Raw genomic sequence first — 15,429 nt, forward strand, 5'->3', positions numbered from 1 at the left:
AGACTGGCCCGCCAATCAAAGCAAGGAGCTCGCATGAAGCTGATGCGCTGGGGCGAGCCCGGGGCCGAGCGCCCGGGTCTGGTCGATGCCGACGGGCAGCTGCGGGATCTGAGTGCGCACGTGCCGGCGCTGGATGGCGCCGCACTGGCCCCCGCCATGCTGGACCGCCTGCGCGCCCTGGACCCCGCCCAGCTGCCGCTGCTGCCGCCCGGCACGCGTCTCGGGGTGCCCTGGGGGGGCATGGGCAAGTTCCTGTGCGTGGGCCTCAACTACGCCGATCACGCGGCCGAGGCCGGCATGCCACTGCCCGCCGAGCCCGTGCTCTTCATGAAGCCGCCGTCCTGCACGATCGGCGCGCGGGACGCCGTCTGGCTGCCGCGCGGCTCGGTCAAGACGGACTGGGAGGTGGAGCTGGGCGTGGTGATCGGCCGGGTGGCCCGCGATGTCGACGAGGCCCGTGCGATGGCCTGCGTGGCCGGCTACTGCGTGGTCAACGACCTCTCGGAGCGGGAGTTCCAGCTGGAGCGCGGCGGCACCTGGGACAAGGGCAAGGGCTGCGACACCTTTGGTCCCGTCGGCCCCTGGCTGGTGACCGCCGACGAGGTGCCGGACCCGCAAGACCTGACCCTCTGGCTGGACGTCAACGGCGAGCCCATGCAGCGCGGCAGCACGCGCACCATGGTCTTCGGCGTGGCGCATCTCGTGAGCTACATCAGCCGCTTCATGACGCTCTACCCCGGAGACCTCCTCTCCACGGGCACCCCGCCCGGCGTGGGCATGGGCCGCAAGCCGCAGCCGGTCTACCTGAAGGCAGGGGACCACCTGCGCCTGGGCATTGCCGGCTTGGGCGAGCAGTCCCTGCACGTTCAGGCGCGGCCGCCGGGCTGAGCCTGCCGGCGGGCCCGGCGACGGCGCCAGGCGACGAGGCCGAGCACCGCGAGCAGTGCCGCGCCGAGCGCGGCCGTGCGCGGCAGGTCCAGCTGCCCGAGCAGGTGCAGCAAGGGGTCGAGGAACAGCCCCATCACCAGCGTGCTGGGGGCCATGCCGATCCATGTGCCGAGCACCATCTGCCAGGCGCGGATGTGCGTGGCGCCGGCCACCATGTTGACCACGGCAAACGGCGCCACCGGCGTCAGCCGCATCAGCACGACGGCCAGCAGCCCGCGCCGCCCGAGGGCCGCGCTGAGCAGGCGCACGCGGGGCCCCGCGAGACGCTGCAGCAGCGCGTGGCCGAGCCCGTGGCCGATGCGGTGGCTGACGAGCGCCGACAGCCCCGCGCTCGCGAAGCACAGCGCCATGCCCCAGCCGGGCCCGAAGGCCGCGATCACGAGCAGGCTCAGCACCACCAGCGGCAGGGCGAGGCATAGCGCGGTGCTCATCAGCAGCCAGACGGCCAGCGGCCCCAGCGCATCGGCCTGCGCGCGCAGCCAGGCCAGCGCCGCGCCGCTGCGCAGCCAGCTCTGGACGTCCTCCTGCCGCCAGGCCCAGGCCAGCAGCAGCAGGCCCGCGGCCAGGGCCGCAAGCCCCAGCAGGCGCGCGACGAGAGCCGGCGGCAGGGCCGAGGCCGGGCGGGGCGCGCGCGTCATGGGGCCCGCCCGCGGATGAGCAGCGAGGCCAGGGTGTCCGCCAGGGCCTGGACATGCTCGGGCTCGAACATCGACCCGTGCAGCCCCCGTACCGCGACGCTGTGCAGGCGTTCGCCGAAGAGCCGCTGCCAGCCCTGGAACAGCAGGCGGCTCCAGCGCAGCAGCCCCGTGGTCTTCACCAGCCATACCGGGCAGGCACAGGGCTCGCAGAGGTGCCGGCGCAGGGCCATGACCTGGGCGACGAGGCCGGGGTCCGCGAACATGGCACCCAGGCGCCGGCCGTTCATGCTGAGATCCTGCACATGCAGACGGCGCACCAGCCAGCCGAGGGCGCGCCAGGAGCTGGTGCCGCCCAGGATGGCGTCGGGGTGGATGCTGTCCAGCAGCACGAGGCCCTGTGGCACGAGTCCGCGCGCCTCCAGCACCCGGGCGGCCGCCAACGCGCTCACGCCGCCCACCGAGAAGCCGGCCAGCCAGAAGCGCGCCGGCTGCTCGCTGGCGATGGCGTCGGCATAGACCTCGGCCAGCGCCTGCATCTGCTCCGGCGCCTCGCGCGGCGGCTGCAGCATCAGCAGGCTCACACGGCCCTCCAGTGCGCGGGCCAGGGCCTGCAGGCGCAGCACGTCGCCATGCCCGGACGCCGCCACATAGAGGCGCGGCGCCTGCATGTCGCGGCTCAGGGGCAGCAGGACGCCCGCGGCGGCCTGCGGAGCGTCCAGCGCCAGGGCCAGCTGGCGGATGCTCGGGTGGTCCACGATCAGCTGCAGCGGCAGCCGGCGCCCGAGGCGGTCCTCCATGGCGCCCAGGATGGCCAGTGCGGCCAGGGAGTCGCCGCCCAGGTCGAAGAAGTTCTGCGTCAGGCCGATGTGCTCCCGGTGCAGATGCGACTGCCACAGGGCCAGCAGCTCGCGCTCCGTCGCCGTGGCGGGCGGCTGCGGACCGGGCGTGGGGTCAGGTCTTGCGGGGGCGGGCAGCTGCTCGAGAAGCAGCTTGCCGCTGGGGCCGAGCGGCAGCTCCGGCAGCAGCGTCAGCGTGGCGGGGACCATGTAGTCCGGCAGACGCTGGCGCAGCAGGGCGGCCAGCGCGCCTGCCGCCTGCGGGCGCGGGCCGGCCAGCCAGGCGTGCAGGCGAGGGCCCTCGCCCGCATCGAGGCACTGCACGGCGGCCTGGTGCACGCCGGGCAGATTCAGGCAGGCGGCCTCGATGTCCCCCAGATCGAGGCGGTAGCCGCGCAGCTTCAGCTGGCGGTCGCGCCGGCCCGCGAAATGCAGGCGGCCCTGCACGTCCAGCCAGCCGCGGTCCCCGCTGCGGTACATGCGCTCGCCGGGATGGAAGGGGTCGGGCTCGAAGGCCGCCGCGCTGTCCCGCTCGTCGAGGTAGCCCAGCGCCAGCGTGGGACCGGCGAGGTAGATCTCGCCCGTCACCCCAAAGGGCTGCGGTCGGCGCTGGGCGTCGAGCACGTAGATGCGGGAGTCATCGACGGCGGGGCCGAGCGGCAGGGGCTCGGTGGCGGGCCAGGGCTCGCAGGGCCAGGCACTGGCGAAGATGCAGGCCTCGGTCGGGCCGTAGACGTTGTAGAGCGCGGCGCCCGTCTCGGCCAGGAAGCGATTGGCCAGCGCCGGCGCGAGGATCTCGCCGCCGCAGCAGGCTACGCGCAGGCTGGGCACCGGGTGGGCCTGCAGGCCGGCCAGCAGGCCCGCGAGGCTCGAGGGCACCAGGGCGCAGAAGCTCACCCGGTGCCGCTGCATGAAGGCCGCCAGGCGCTCGGGATGGTGGCGACCCGGCGGCATCAGCGCCACGCTGCCGCCCTGGATGAGCGGCAGCAGCAGCTCGATGAGGGCCGGGTCGAAGCTCGGCTGCACCTGCTGCACCGAGCGGTCCTGCGGGCCGATGTGCCAGCGCCGCGCCAGCCACGCCAGACGGCGTGCCAGGGCTTCGTGGCCCACGCGCACGCCCTTGGGCAGGCCCGTGGAACCGGAGGTGAAGAGCAGGTAGGCCGCGTCGTGCAGGCGCTGCGCCTCGGTGATGGCGGGGCGCGGTCCGCCGGTCTCCAGGAGCGTGCCCAGCGCGTCCAGGGCGATGCCGGGCAGCGCCGGCCCCGACCAGCGCAGCACCGCCGCCGCGGGCCCCAGGAGCAGCGCCGGCCGCGCGATGGACAGCAGCGCCTGCAGCCGCTCCTGCGGAAGGTCCGTCGACAGCGGCAGCACGCAGGCACCGCACTGCCAGGCCGCCAGCAGCGACACCAGCAGCGCCGGGCTGCGATCCAGCAGCAGGGCCACGACGTGCCCCGGCATCAGCCCCGCCGCCCGCAGCGCAGTCTGCAGCTGCTCGCTGCGCCGGGCGAGCTCGGCGTAGCGCATCGACCCCGCCCGGTCCGGCGTCTCGTCCCAGACCAGTGCCGTGGCGTCCGGATTCAGGCCGGCCTGACGCGTGAACTGCGTCCAGACCGGGCGCGGCGTCTCCGTGCTGGCGAGGTTCTTGTGCAGGCCGTGGATCAGCGCCCAGCGTTCGTCCTCGGGGAGCAAGGGCGGCGCGGACAGCGGCTGCGCCAGGGCAGCCGGCACGCAGCGCATCAGGTGCCACAGGCGGCGCAGCAGCAGCTCGGCCTCGTCCGCCTCGAAGCAGCGCTCGGAGAGCTCCAGCACCAGCTCCACCTCGGCGGCGTCGCCGAACTCGCACAGCGTCAGGGCCAGCGGATAGCGGGCCTCCTCGGCGAAGCTCTGGCGCGCCTGCTCCAGGCGACAGCCGCCGAAAGCCAGGGCATAGCTCTGCCGCTCCAGGGACACCATGACGTCGAGCAGGCTGTCCCGCCCGCTGCGCATCAGCTGCAGGCGGTGGGCCGTCTCGCTGAGTGGGTAGCGGGCATGGCGCAGGCCGGTGCGCGCCTGGTGCCGGCACTCGGCCAGCAGGGCGCTCACGGCCATGTCCGGCTGCAGGCGCAGCAGCAGCGGCTGGACACTCACGAACATGCCCAGCGTCTGCCGCCAGCGTGCGCCGCCGCGGTTGAGGCTGGGCATGCCGACGGCCAGGTGCTCGATGCCCCGGCTGCGCTGCAGGTACAGCGCGATGGCGGCGAGGGCGGCATCGAAGAGGCTGGCGTCGAGGGGCTGCAGCTGCGACTGCAGACGCTGCAGCTCGGCCCGCGGGACCGGCAGCCGCGCGACGTGGGCGCGGGGCAGCCGGTCCGGCGCGCGCAGCGGATGGCGCGGGGGCAGGGCGGTCTCGTGCAGTGCGGGCCACACCCCCGCCCAGTAGGCGGCATCGCGCTCGCAGGCCGGGCTGGCCAGGTAGTCCTGCCCGCCCTCGATGAAGGCGAGGTAGTCGCCCGGCGGATGGCGAAGGGGATCCGAGCCCTCCTGCAGCGCCGTGTAGCGCTCGGTCCAGCGCTGCATGAAGAGCTGGGTGGACCAGCCGTCCATGACGAGGTGATGGAAGCGGATGGACAGGCCGTGCAGCGCCTGCCCGTCCGTCAGCAGCACGCAGCGCCAGGGCGGCGCGGCGTCGAGGTCGAAGCGCTGGTGGCACTCGTTGTGCCACCACGCGATCATGGCGGCGCGCAGGTCCTGGTCGGGGGGCAGCGGCAGGATCTCCAGCGGGGCGCTGAAATGTTCGAGCAGGACCTGCCGGCCCTCCGGACGGATCTGCAGGCGCAGGGCCTCGTGCTCCTGCACCAGCTGCTGCAGGGACTGCCGCAGCAGGGCCGGGTCCAGCGGTCCGTGCAGGAAGGCGAAGCCGCCGATGTGCAGATGGGCGCTGCCGGGCCAGGCGCGCTGGTCGAGCCAGACCTCGCGCTGGCTCAGTGACAGGGGCAGCGGCGCAGCCTCGCTCATTCGCGCGCCGGCGTCGGCTGGCTCGTGGGTGGGGACGACGGGGTCAGGTCTTGCCATTGCTCGATCTGCTCCAGTGCATGGCGGTAGCCTTCGTCCGCGATTTCCTGGGCCCGGGCATAGGCCATCAGCGCATAGCGGCGCAGGTCGGGCTGCAGGTAGACGTCGGCCTGGGCAATCGTGCGACCGCGCTGGCTGGCTCCGCCGACGTGGCCCGCGGCATAGAGGATGTCGGCGATGCCCGGCACGGCCGGCGCGCCGCGCCGCAGCAGGGCGCGCAGCCGGCTACCCGGGCTCAGCCGGTGCAGCTGCGGGTCTGCCCGCAGCTCGGCGCGGGCATCGACATCGATGGCGATGACCTGCCCGTTGCCCCGCCGGCGCTCCAGGGGTGTGCCCAGGCGCACGCGCATCGCCTGCACGGGCACGTTCTCCAGGATGGCGCCGTCCACGAGCAGCTCGCCGTCGTGCAACACCGGGGGCAGCAGGCCGGCGGGGGAGTTGCTGGCCAGCACGGCGCGCCACAGCGGGCCGTGGTCGAGCACCGTGGTGCTGCCGCGGCTCAGGTTGCAGCTGGCGGCGAAGAAGGGCCGCCACAGGCGCTCGATCTGCTGCTCGCCGAACAGCGCGCGCAGGTCCCGCTCGATGCGCCGGCCGCCGACGAGCGAGACCAGCGGCAGCGTCAGTCGCTCGCCGCCGGTGGCGAAGCGGCGCGTCTGCGCCAGCACCGTGGCGATGTCGTGCCCCTGGGCCAGCTGGGCGCCGATCAGCGCGCCCATGCTGTTGCCGCCGATCAGGTCCACCGGCACGCCGGCCTCGCGCAGCGCGCGCAGCACGCCCAGGTGCGCGAAGCCGCGGGCACCGCCGCCGCCCAGCACGAGCCCCACGGCCTGGCCGGTGAGGAAGCGCGCCAGGCGCGCCACGTCCTCGTCGTGGCCCTCGCGCAGGGGATAGATGCGCTCCAGTGACCGCCCGCCGGCCCAGGGCGCCGGCGCCTCGGCCTCGCGCGCGTCGGCCGGATGCAGCAGGGCCAGGTGCTGGCGCTTGAGTGACCAGCCCGTCTCCTGCTGCAACTGTCGCTCGATCGCGCTCAGCCCGGCAGGGGCGCCGGCGCGCCCCACGAGCACGAGCTGGTCAGCGTGGCGGAAGGCGTAGCGGGTCCAGTCGCTGCAGACGGCATCGGCCTCGTAGACCAGGTAGTCGTGGCTGTCGTCGAGTTCCAGCAGCCGCTCGCGCGGCCAGGGCTGGCCGTCCAGTTGCAGCGTGGCCTCGGGACCGCGCTCCAGCAGGTGGCCGGCGTGCCCCAGACGCCCGAGTGCGCCGCTCAGGCGGCGGGCAAGCGCGGCGGCGGCGTGGCAGGTCGCGGGATCGGGGGCCAGCGGCACGACCAGAAAGGTCTGGGCCAGCCGCTGCTCGCCGCTGTCCGAGGGGCCGCGCAGGCGGTCGGCCACCGTCTTGATCATCACCCGGTTCAGCTCGAGCGGATGCTGCAGGAGCAGCCCTTCGTAGGCCGGCCGGTCCAGCAGCGCGACGACGGAATCGCGCAGGGCCGTGACGTGCTGGGCGCGCGCCTGCTGCAGGATCATGGCCAGCTCGCCCACGCTCTGGCCCGGATGGAACTGGTTGTAGAGCAGCAGCTCGCCGGCCGGTGTCTGGCGCCAGGCCCGCAGGCCGCCGCTGAGCACCACGGCCATGCTGTCCGCCGGCTCGCCCTCGTGGAAGAGGGGGCTGCCGCCCGGGACGGCGTGCAGCCGCATGGCAGCCGCCAGGGCCAGCCGCAGGGCATCGGACAGCGGGCCGAACACCGGGCTGCTGCGCAGCATGGCGGCGATGCGTTCCCTGACCTGTGCCGACTCGTCCACGTGCGACTCCCCGGGGTGGGCGCCGGCCCCGCAGCCGGGCGCTGGTGCATTGTGGCACCGCCCCTCTGGCGTCGCGGGCAAGACGTGGCCCCGGCGCCGCAGCCTGTCTGCGGGACGCGGCAGCGGCGCTCGGCCGGCCGGGCCCGGCACGGGGCGCACCGGCGAGGTCAATAGAATGCCGCGCCATGCGAACGTCTGCTTTCCCGACTCCTGCCGCCTCCGGGCGCCCCGGCCCTCAGGCCGCCACCCGCCGCGGCGCCCTGGCCGCGCTGCTGGCGCTGGGCCTGGCCGCCTGTGCCACGGCGCCCACGCGCCAGGCTGCCCCCGAGACGCCGCCGCCGGCCCAGCCCGTGCAGCCGGTGGACCCCATCGTCCCGCTGCCGCCGCCGAAGCCGCCCAAGGTCGGCCTGGCCCTGGGCGGCGGCGCGGCGCGGGGCTTCGCGCACATCGGCGTGATCCAGGTGCTGGAAGAGAACGGCATCAAGGTGGACCTCGTGGCGGGCACCTCGGCGGGCAGTCTGGTGGCGTCGATGTATGCGTCGGGCAAGAACGGCAAGGAGCTGGCCCAGATGGCCGAGTCCATGGACGAGGGCGCCATCACCGACTGGGCCTTCCCCACGCGCGGGCTGATCCGCGGCGAGGCGCTGGCGCGCTTCGTGCGCGAGAAGACGGGCAACCGCCTGATCGAGCAGATGCCCCTGCCGCTGGGCATCGTCGCGACCGACCTCTCCGACGGCTCCCCCATCCTCTTCCGCACCGGGGACACCGGCGCGGCGGTCCGGGCCTCCAGCTCGGTGCCGGCCGTGTTCCAGCCGGTGAAGATCGGCCAGCGCGAGTACGTGGACGGCGGCCTCGTCGCGCCGGTGCCGGTGCGCTATGCCAAGCAGATGGGGGCCGAGCTGGTGATCGCGGTCGACATCTCCGAGCCGCCCGAGCCCAAGCCGCCCGGTGATGCGATGCGCATGCTGCTGCAGACCTTCTCGATCATGGGCCGCTCGATCAACAACTTCGAGCTGCGCGAGGCCGACGTCATCATCCGCCCGAAGCTGGAGGGCGTGGGCAGCGCGGACTTCTCCGCCCGCAAGCGCAGCATCCAGGCCGGGCGCGACGCCGCGCAGGCGGCGCTGCCCCAGCTGCGCCAGCGGATCGCGGCTAAGACGCGAACAGGTAGATGAACATGGCCGCGAGCACCACGGCCAGGCTCACGGTGTAGGCCATCATCAGGGCCAGCGCCCGGGGGAGCGTGCTCCACCAGCGGGTGCCGTAGGCGCGGTGCAGGGCGATCAGGGGGTGGACCATGATCGCCATGCCGCAGAACACGGCCACGGGCTCGAGCTTCACCGTCAGCAGCGCCAGCATCGCGAACCAGAACGCGTGCTGGTGCAGCGCGAAGACGAGGTGCTCGGTGTAGCGGCGGCGCTTGTCCACGTAGAAGAGCTTCAGCCACAGGGCGAATGCGGGCAGCAGGACGAACATCGCCTGCCCGAGGTGGTCCAGCGCCCGGGAGGGCAGGTCCGCGAATTCGCGCATCAGCGTGGCCTGGTCGGCCATGAGGCGGCGCTCGAGGCGCTCGCAGAAGCGCGGGCTCAGCCCCTCGCAGTAGAACTTCCCCTCGTGCGTGCCCGCGCGCCAGGGCCCGAGCTCGATCAGCGTCATCTCCCGGCGGTCCCCCTCGTCGATCACCAGCGGCGGCTGCGGTCCGATCACCACGCCCCCCTGGGGCTGGGTCCGGAGGCCGGGGGACGCCGAGGCACCGGCGGCGGACGCGGCGGAGGCGGCCGATGCCGCGGAGGCTGCGGATGCCGGGCCTTCGACGGTCCACTCCAGCTGCTGCGTGAAGCGCAGCGCCAGCAGCAGCACGAGCGAGACGGTGAGGTACAGCCGCAGCGGCAGCACGTAATGGCGGCGGCGGCCCGCCCAGTACTCGAGGGTCAGCTGCCCCGGCAGCAGGACGAGGCGCCAGAGCGTGCGCCACAGCGCGCCCTCCGTCGAGAAGTAGGCGCCGCCGAACTGCTGCAGGAACTCGCCCAGCGTGGGCGCCTTGATCTCCGTTTCCTGGCCGCAGGCGCTGCAGAAGCGCGGGCGCGGCGAGGCGAGCGGCGTGCCGCAGTTGGCACAGTGGCCGGGCACCGGGGACGGCGCCTGCAGCTGCTTGCGAAACCAGTTCATGCGACGACCGTCCACAGCAGGGAGAGGACGAACCGGCCGAATGGCGGCACGAGGGGGGCCCCGGTCCGCGACGCGCACGCCGGGGGCCGGCTCAGGCGATCGGTCAGGGGAGGACGGGCGGGCGCATGCATGGTCAGGCGCGGATGCTAGCAGCGCCATGCCGGCCCGACGCCGCCATTCGCACAGGGAGATTCCCGCCCGCGCCGCGTGCCCCGTACCGCCCGGCCGGCGCATAAAAAAAGCCCGATGCGCGGGGCATCGGGCTTCAAGGGTACCTGGGTGACGCGGCAGGCTGCCGAGCCCCACGGGGTACCGAGGAGACAACCATTCAGCGCCGGCGGGCGCTGACCATCGGCGGATCTCAGGCGGCGGTGGAGCGCTTGCCGCGCGCACCGTTCTGCGAGGCCTTCACGGCGGTGTTGGTCACGGCCTGGAAGTTGGCATCGGCCACTTCGGTGGCCTGCTTGGCCGCCTTCTGGATGTTCTCGATGGCGTTGTTGGCGGCGGCCACGGCGGACTTCACCAGGGCGACGGCATTCTCCGTGCCAGCCGGGGCGTTCTTGGCGGCGTTGTCCACCACGGCGTTGAACTTGGTCTGCACGTCAGCGAACTGGGCCTCGGCGACCTTGGCCACTTCGGCATTGGTGGCGGTGGCGATGTCGTAGAGGTGGCGGCTGTAGGCGGCGGCCTTCTCGGCGCTCGGCTGCAGCAGCGAGGTCTGCAGGGCCAGCAGCTCCTGGGCGTCCTTCACCGACAGGGCGGCCTGGGTGTTCTCGGCGACTTCGGCCAGGGTGGCCTTGGCCACCTGCAGGTTCAGCTCGACCAGCTTCTCGACGCCTTCGAAGGCCTTGTTGGTCAGGCCGAACAGGGTTTCGACATTGGCCTTGTGTGCGGCGAAGATTTGTTCTGCAGTCAGCATGATGCTCTCCTGAGTCTGGGCGGGGGAACCCGCGGGTGTCCTGATGGATACGTCGTGACAGCGATAATGTTGCACTGCAACATGAATCGCATTGTGAAGGGCTCGCCGGCCGCTTGCAAGCACTTTTTGCTGCGCCGCAGCAAAAGGGGACAAATGTCGCGGCAGGTCACAATCCGCGGGCGTCTTCACAGCGCTGTCACCCCGCTCTGCTGGGGTGGCGCCCCGGCCTTGTGGAGACCTCCAGAACCCATCCAGGCACGAACACGGGATCCATGCAGGCCTTCCATGCCGACGCCCATGCGCTGAATCTGCCGGCGCAGCACCGCTTTCCGCAGGCCAAGTACCGCCTGCTGCGCGAGCGCATCGAGGCCGATCCCGGCGCCGTGTGGCTCTGCCCCGCGCCGGCGGCGAGCGAGGCCGAGCTCGCCCTGGCGCACGAGCCGGACTACATCGCCCGGGTGCTGGAGGGCCAGCTGAGCGAGGCCGAGCAGCGCGAGATCGGCTTCCCATGGTCGCCCGCCATGCCGGTGCGCTCCCGGCACTCGGTGGGCGCGACCATCGCGGCGGCCCGCGCCGCCCTGGCCGAGGGCGTGGCCATGAACCTGGCCGGGGGCACGCATCACGCCTATGCCCACAAGGGCAGCGGCTACTGCGTGTTCAATGACGTGGCGGTGGCGGCGCGTCTGATGCAGGCCGAGTGGCACCGGGCGCGTGGCAGCAGTCGGCCCGGCCTGCGCGTGCTGATGATCGACCTCGACGTGCACCAGGGCAACGGCACGGCGGCCATCTTCCGGGACGACCCGAGCGTCTTCACCCTCTCGCTGCACGGAGCGCGCAACTTCCCCTTCCGCAAGGAGGCCAGCAGCCTGGACGTCGAGCTGCCGGACGGCACGGGCGATGAGGCCTATCTTGCGGCCCTGGACGGGGCCCTGGCCGCGGTGGCGCAGCGCCTGCAGGCGCACCCGCCGGGGCTCGCCTTCTACCTGGCCGGCGCCGACCCGCACGAGGGCGACCGCCTCGGCCGGCTCAAGCTCACCGCCGCGGGCCTGCTGGCGCGGGACGAGCGCGTGCTGGACTGGCTCTGGCAGCGGCGTCTGCCCGTCGCCCTGAGCATGGCCGGCGGCTACGGGGCGGACCTCGCCGCCATGGTCGAGGTGCAGTTCGCGACCGTGCGCGCCGCGTCGCGCGCGTGGCAGCGCTGGCAGGAAGCCGATGGAACAATCGCCCCATGACGACCGCCGCCCCCGCCCCCCGCGCTGACGCCCGGCCCGGCCCCGAGCCCCGCAGTGCCTTCGCCCGCTTCGTGCCGCTCACCACGCGCTGGATGGACAACGATCTCTACGGCCATCTCAACAACGTCATCTACTACAGCCTCTTCGACACGGCCGTGAACCAGTACCTCATCGAGCAGGGGGCTCTGGACCTGCACGGCGGCACGGTGATCGGCCTGGTGGTGGAGACGCGCTGCAACTACTTCGAGTCCCTGGCCTTCCCGCAGCGCGTGGAAGCAGGCCTGCGCGTGGCGCATCGCGGGCGCTCCAGCGTGCGCTACGAGATCGGCCTGTTCGCCGAGGGCGCGCCGCTGAGCGCCGCGCGCGGCCACTTCGTCCATGTCTACGTCGACCGCGAGTCGCGCCGCCCCGTGCCGGCCCTGCCCGCGGCCTACCTCAATGCCCTGCAAGCCCTGGAAGGATTTCCCCTGTGAGCGTCTTTGATCGACCCAGCCCCGAGGCCCAGGCGGCCGTGGACGAGGCCATCCGCACCCGCCATTCGATGCGGGCCTTCCTGCCCACGCCCGTCCCGCGTGAGACCCTGGAGGACCTCCTGCGCGTGGCCGCCCGCGCGCCGTCCGGCACCAACACCCAGCCCTGGCAGGTGCACGTGCTCACCGGCGCCGCGCTGCAGCGCCTGAGCGACCGCATCATGGCCGTCTACAACGACCCGGCGGCCCTGGCCGAGCACCAGGAGGAGTACGCCTACTACCCGCGCGAGTGGACCTCGCCCTACATCGACCGCCGCCGCAAGGTCGGCTGGGACCTGTACGGCCTGCTGGAGATCACCAAGGGCGACAAGGCCCGCATGCACGCGCAGCACGGCCGCAACTACCGCTTCTTCGATGCGCCGGTCGGGCTGATCTTCAGCATCGACCGCGTGATGCAGCAGGGCAGCTGGCTCGACTACGGCATGTTCCTCGAGAACCTCATGGTCGCCGCCCGCGGCCGCGGCCTGCACACCTGCCCGCAGGCGGCCTTCACGCAGTTCCACCGCCTGATCGCCGAGGAGCTGCAGTTCGCCCCCGAGCAGATGCTGGTGTGCGGCATGGCCCTGGGCTACGCCGACCCCGCGGCCATCGAGAACAGCCTCGTGACCGAGCGCGCCTCGCTGGACGAGTTCGTCCGTTTCCTCGACACCTGAGGCGCCCCATGAGCCCCACCAAGCCCGCCGTGTTCGTGGCCCGCCGCATCTTCCCGGACATCGTGGAGCGGCTGCGCGCGCACGCCGACGTCGACGAGACCGACAGCGACGAGCCGCTGCCGCCCGAGCAGCTGATCCGGCGCCTGCAGGGGAAGACGGGCGTCTTCGCCACCGGCACCGAGCGCATCGACGCCGCGCTGCTGGACGCCTGCCCGGACCTGCGCGCCGTCTGCCTGATGACCGTGGGCTACAACAACGTCGACCTGGCGGCCTGCACGGCCCGCGGCGTGCGCGTGAGCAATGCGCCGGACGTGCTGACCGAGACCACCGCCGACTTCGGCTTCGCACTGATGCTGGCAGCGGCACGCCGCATCAGCGACGCGGAGCGCTACCTGCGCGAGGGGCGCTGGCAGCAGTGGCATGTCGACCTGCTCGTGGGAGCGGACATCCACGGCCGCACGCTGGGCATCCTGGGCATGGGCCGCATCGGGCAGGCCATTGCGCGGCGCGGCGCGCTGGGCTTCGGCATGCGGGTGATCTATCACAACCGCAGCCGCCTCGCGCCCGCGCTGGAGCAGCCGCTGGGCGCACGCTGGGTCAGCAAGGACGAGCTGCTGCGCGAGGCCGACCACCTGGTCATCGTCGTGCCCTACAGCCCCGAGGCCCATCACCTGGTGGACGCGGACGCCCTGGCGCTCATGAAGCCCACGGCCACGCTGACCAACATCGCGCGCGGCGGCATCGTGGACGACGCCGCCCTGGCCGCGGCGCTGCAGGCCGGTCGCCTGGCCGCGGCGGGCCTGGACGTGTTCGAGGGCGAGCCCGAGGTGCACCCGGACCTGCTGGCCTGCCGCAACGTCGTGCTGACGCCGCACATCGCCAGCGCCTCCATTCCCACGCGCCGCGCCATGTGCGACCTGGCGGTGGACAACCTCATCGCCGCGCTGACGGGGGGCGCGATGAAGACGCCGCTGAACTGAGGCGCCTGCGCGGCCGGGCGTGCCCCTTGCCCAGGGGACGTCCCCCGTTCCGTCGTGACGCCGTGCTGCCGTTCAGGGTACACAGGCGTCAGGCCACGTCCGTGTTCACCCCTTGTGAAGGAGGAGCCTCCCATGATTGCCTATCTCAGCTTTGACGGCTGCTGCGACGCCGCCCTGGATTTCTATGCGGCCTGCCTCGGCGGCCGCAAGACCATGCGGTCCACCTATGCGGAGGCGCCGGCCTCGCCCGACATGCCGGCCCCGCCGGACGCCTGGAAGGACCGCATCATGCACGCCCGCCTGGAGGCCTGCGGGCTGACGCTGATGGGCTCGGACATGCCGCCGGGCATGCCCTTCGAGGGCTACAAGGGCTTCACCCTCACCGTGCCTGCCCGCGACAAGGCCGAGGGCGAACGCCTGTTCCGGGCCCTGTCCGACGGCGGCAAGGTCACGATGCCCTATGGCGCGACCTTCTGGTCCCCGGGCTTCGGCATGCTGGTGGACCGCTTCGGCGTCCCCTGGATGGTGAACACCGAGCCTGCCGCGGCCTGAGCGGTCGGAGCGGTCGGCGGCGCTCAGTCGGCGCTCAGGCGGCGGGCGCAGGCCCGCGCACGACGCGCACCGGCACCGTGCCGTCGAGGGCGCGGGCGCGCAGCTGGCCGCAGCCGCCGTCCACGTCCTGTCCCGCGGAGTTGCGCAGCTTGGTCAGCACGCCGCGGCGGTGCAGCTGGCGGGCGATCTCGGCGGCCCGCTCCCAGGCCGGGCGCCGGAAGGGCAGCTCCGGCACGCTGTTGTAGGGAATCATGTTGAGCACGCCAAAGCGGCCCTTGAGCAGGCGCACGATGCCGTCGAGCTCGTCCTCGCCGTCGTTCACGCCGTCGATGAGCGTCCACTGGTACTGGATGGGGTAGCCGCTGAGCCGCGCATAGCGCTCGCCCTCGGCCACGATCTCCTCGGGCGTAAGGCGGGGGGCGCGCGGCAGCAGCTGCTCGCGAAGCGCCGCCTTGCTCGTGTGCAGGGACAGCGCCAGCGCGGGCTTCACCGGCCCCTGCGGCAGGCGCTCGAACACGCGCGGGTCGCCCACCGTCGAGAACACCAGGCTCTTGTGGCCGATATTGCCCGCGGTGCCCAGCAGCTCGATGGCCTCCATCACGTGCTCGAGGTTGTGGGCCGGCTCGCCCATGCCCATGAACACGACCTTCTTCACCGGCCGCTGGCGGCGGGCCAGCACCACCTGCGCGACGATCTCGGCACTGGTGACCTGGCGCAGCAGGCCCGAGCGGCCCGTCATGCAGAACTGGCAGCCCACCGCGCAGCCGACCTGGCTGGAGACGCACAGCCCGTCCCGCGGCAGCAGCACGCTCTCGACCGTCTGGCCGTCGCCCAGCTCGACGAGCAGACGCCTGGAGCCGTCCTGTGCGGGGTGCTCGCTCTGCACGCGGGCCAGCGCCTCGAGCTCAGCCTCCAGTGCGGGCAGCGCCTCGCGCAGGGTCTTGGGCAGGAAGTCCTCGATGGGGCGCTTGGCGGTGGCCTGGGGCAGGGCCTGGCTCCAGAGCCGCAGGACGCGGTGCTCGTGCTTCGGCAGGGCGCCGAGCGCGCGCAGGCGGTCCCGGATGTCTTGGAGGCTGTGGAGGCGCGGCATGGTGAGCGCCGGATTTTATGCGGCGTCGCGGC

General features: G+C 73.0%; 13 protein-coding genes. 7 read left to right on the forward strand and 6 right to left on the reverse strand.

Annotation, left to right across the window (positions count from 1 at the left end; genetic code table 11):
• The first annotated feature begins 33 nt into the window (after positions 1–33).
• On the forward strand, positions 34–888 hold the full coding sequence (locus tag QRD43_RS09035; RefSeq protein WP_285982153.1) for a fumarylacetoacetate hydrolase family protein: 855 nt from the start codon (positions 34–36) through the stop codon (positions 886–888).
• Here QRD43_RS09035 and QRD43_RS09040 read toward each other — a convergent pair.
• From QRD43_RS09040 to QRD43_RS09050, 3 genes are read right to left on the reverse strand one after another with little or no spacing between them, the layout of a single operon-like run.
• On the reverse strand, positions 867–1,586 hold the full coding sequence (locus tag QRD43_RS09040; RefSeq protein WP_285982154.1) for a TVP38/TMEM64 family protein: 720 nt from the start codon (positions 1,584–1,586) through the stop codon (positions 867–869). The genes QRD43_RS09035 and QRD43_RS09040 overlap by 22 nt on opposite strands.
• Positions 1,583–5,416, reverse strand: a complete 3,834-nt coding sequence (locus QRD43_RS09045; RefSeq protein WP_285982155.1) for a non-ribosomal peptide synthetase — start codon at positions 5,414–5,416, stop codon at positions 1,583–1,585. The genes QRD43_RS09040 and QRD43_RS09045 overlap by 4 nt, the downstream gene beginning before the upstream one ends.
• Positions 5,413–7,272 (reverse strand): patatin-like phospholipase family protein, encoded by a 1,860-nt coding sequence (locus QRD43_RS09050; protein WP_285982156.1) that lies wholly within the window; start codon positions 7,270–7,272, stop codon positions 5,413–5,415. The genes QRD43_RS09045 and QRD43_RS09050 overlap by 4 nt, the downstream gene beginning before the upstream one ends.
• A gap of 185 nt (positions 7,273–7,457) precedes the next feature.
• Between QRD43_RS09050 and QRD43_RS09055 the strand changes: the two genes are divergently transcribed.
• Positions 7,458–8,447 (forward strand): patatin-like phospholipase family protein, encoded by a 990-nt coding sequence (locus QRD43_RS09055; protein WP_285982157.1) that lies wholly within the window; start codon positions 7,458–7,460, stop codon positions 8,445–8,447.
• Here the strand turns inward: QRD43_RS09055 and QRD43_RS09060 are convergent.
• Complete coding sequence (locus tag QRD43_RS09060) at positions 8,425–9,441, reverse strand: DUF3667 domain-containing protein (protein ID WP_285982158.1); 1,017 nt, start codon at positions 9,439–9,441, stop codon at positions 8,425–8,427. The genes QRD43_RS09055 and QRD43_RS09060 overlap by 23 nt on opposite strands.
• Before the next feature lie 361 nt (positions 9,442–9,802).
• On the reverse strand, positions 9,803–10,360 hold the full coding sequence (gene phaP / locus QRD43_RS09065; RefSeq protein ID WP_285982159.1) for a TIGR01841 family phasin: 558 nt from the start codon (positions 10,358–10,360) through the stop codon (positions 9,803–9,805).
• A gap of 272 nt (positions 10,361–10,632) precedes the next feature.
• On the opposite strand from phaP, the gene QRD43_RS09070 reads away from it, so the two are divergent.
• The 5 genes from QRD43_RS09070 (at position 10,633) to QRD43_RS09090 (ending at position 14,307) form a co-directional block, all read left to right on the forward strand.
• The gene (locus QRD43_RS09070; protein WP_285982160.1) at positions 10,633–11,592 is read left to right on the forward strand and encodes a histone deacetylase family protein; all 960 of its coding nucleotides are present in this window, start codon (positions 10,633–10,635) and stop codon (positions 11,590–11,592) included.
• Positions 11,589–12,065, forward strand: coding sequence for an acyl-CoA thioesterase (locus QRD43_RS09075; RefSeq protein WP_285982161.1), 477 nt, complete (start codon positions 11,589–11,591; stop codon positions 12,063–12,065). The genes QRD43_RS09070 and QRD43_RS09075 overlap by 4 nt, the downstream gene beginning before the upstream one ends.
• Positions 12,062–12,775: a nitroreductase gene (locus QRD43_RS09080; protein WP_285982162.1), complete on the forward strand. Its 714-nt coding sequence runs from the start codon at positions 12,062–12,064 to the stop codon at positions 12,773–12,775. Before QRD43_RS09075 ends, QRD43_RS09080 begins: the two co-directional genes overlap by 4 nt.
• Positions 12,776–12,783: 8 nt before the next feature.
• Positions 12,784–13,755 carry a 2-hydroxyacid dehydrogenase gene (locus tag QRD43_RS09085; protein ID WP_285982163.1) on the forward strand — a complete coding sequence of 324 codons (972 nt, stop codon included), beginning with the start codon at positions 12,784–12,786 and terminating at the stop codon, positions 13,753–13,755.
• A 132-nt stretch (positions 13,756–13,887) separates the two neighbouring features.
• The gene (locus QRD43_RS09090) at positions 13,888–14,307 is read left to right on the forward strand and encodes a VOC family protein (protein WP_285982164.1); all 420 of its coding nucleotides are present in this window, start codon (positions 13,888–13,890) and stop codon (positions 14,305–14,307) included.
• A gap of 34 nt (positions 14,308–14,341) precedes the next feature.
• Here the strand turns inward: QRD43_RS09090 and QRD43_RS09095 are convergent, their stop codons facing one another.
• Positions 14,342–15,397 (reverse strand): RNA methyltransferase, encoded by a 1,056-nt coding sequence (locus QRD43_RS09095; RefSeq protein WP_285982165.1) that lies wholly within the window; start codon positions 15,395–15,397, stop codon positions 14,342–14,344.
• Positions 15,398–15,429: the final 32 nt, after the last annotated feature.

Source organism: Roseateles subflavus, assembly GCF_030285365.1.
GTDB lineage: Bacteria > Pseudomonadota > Gammaproteobacteria > Burkholderiales > Burkholderiaceae_C > Roseateles_B > Roseateles_B subflavus.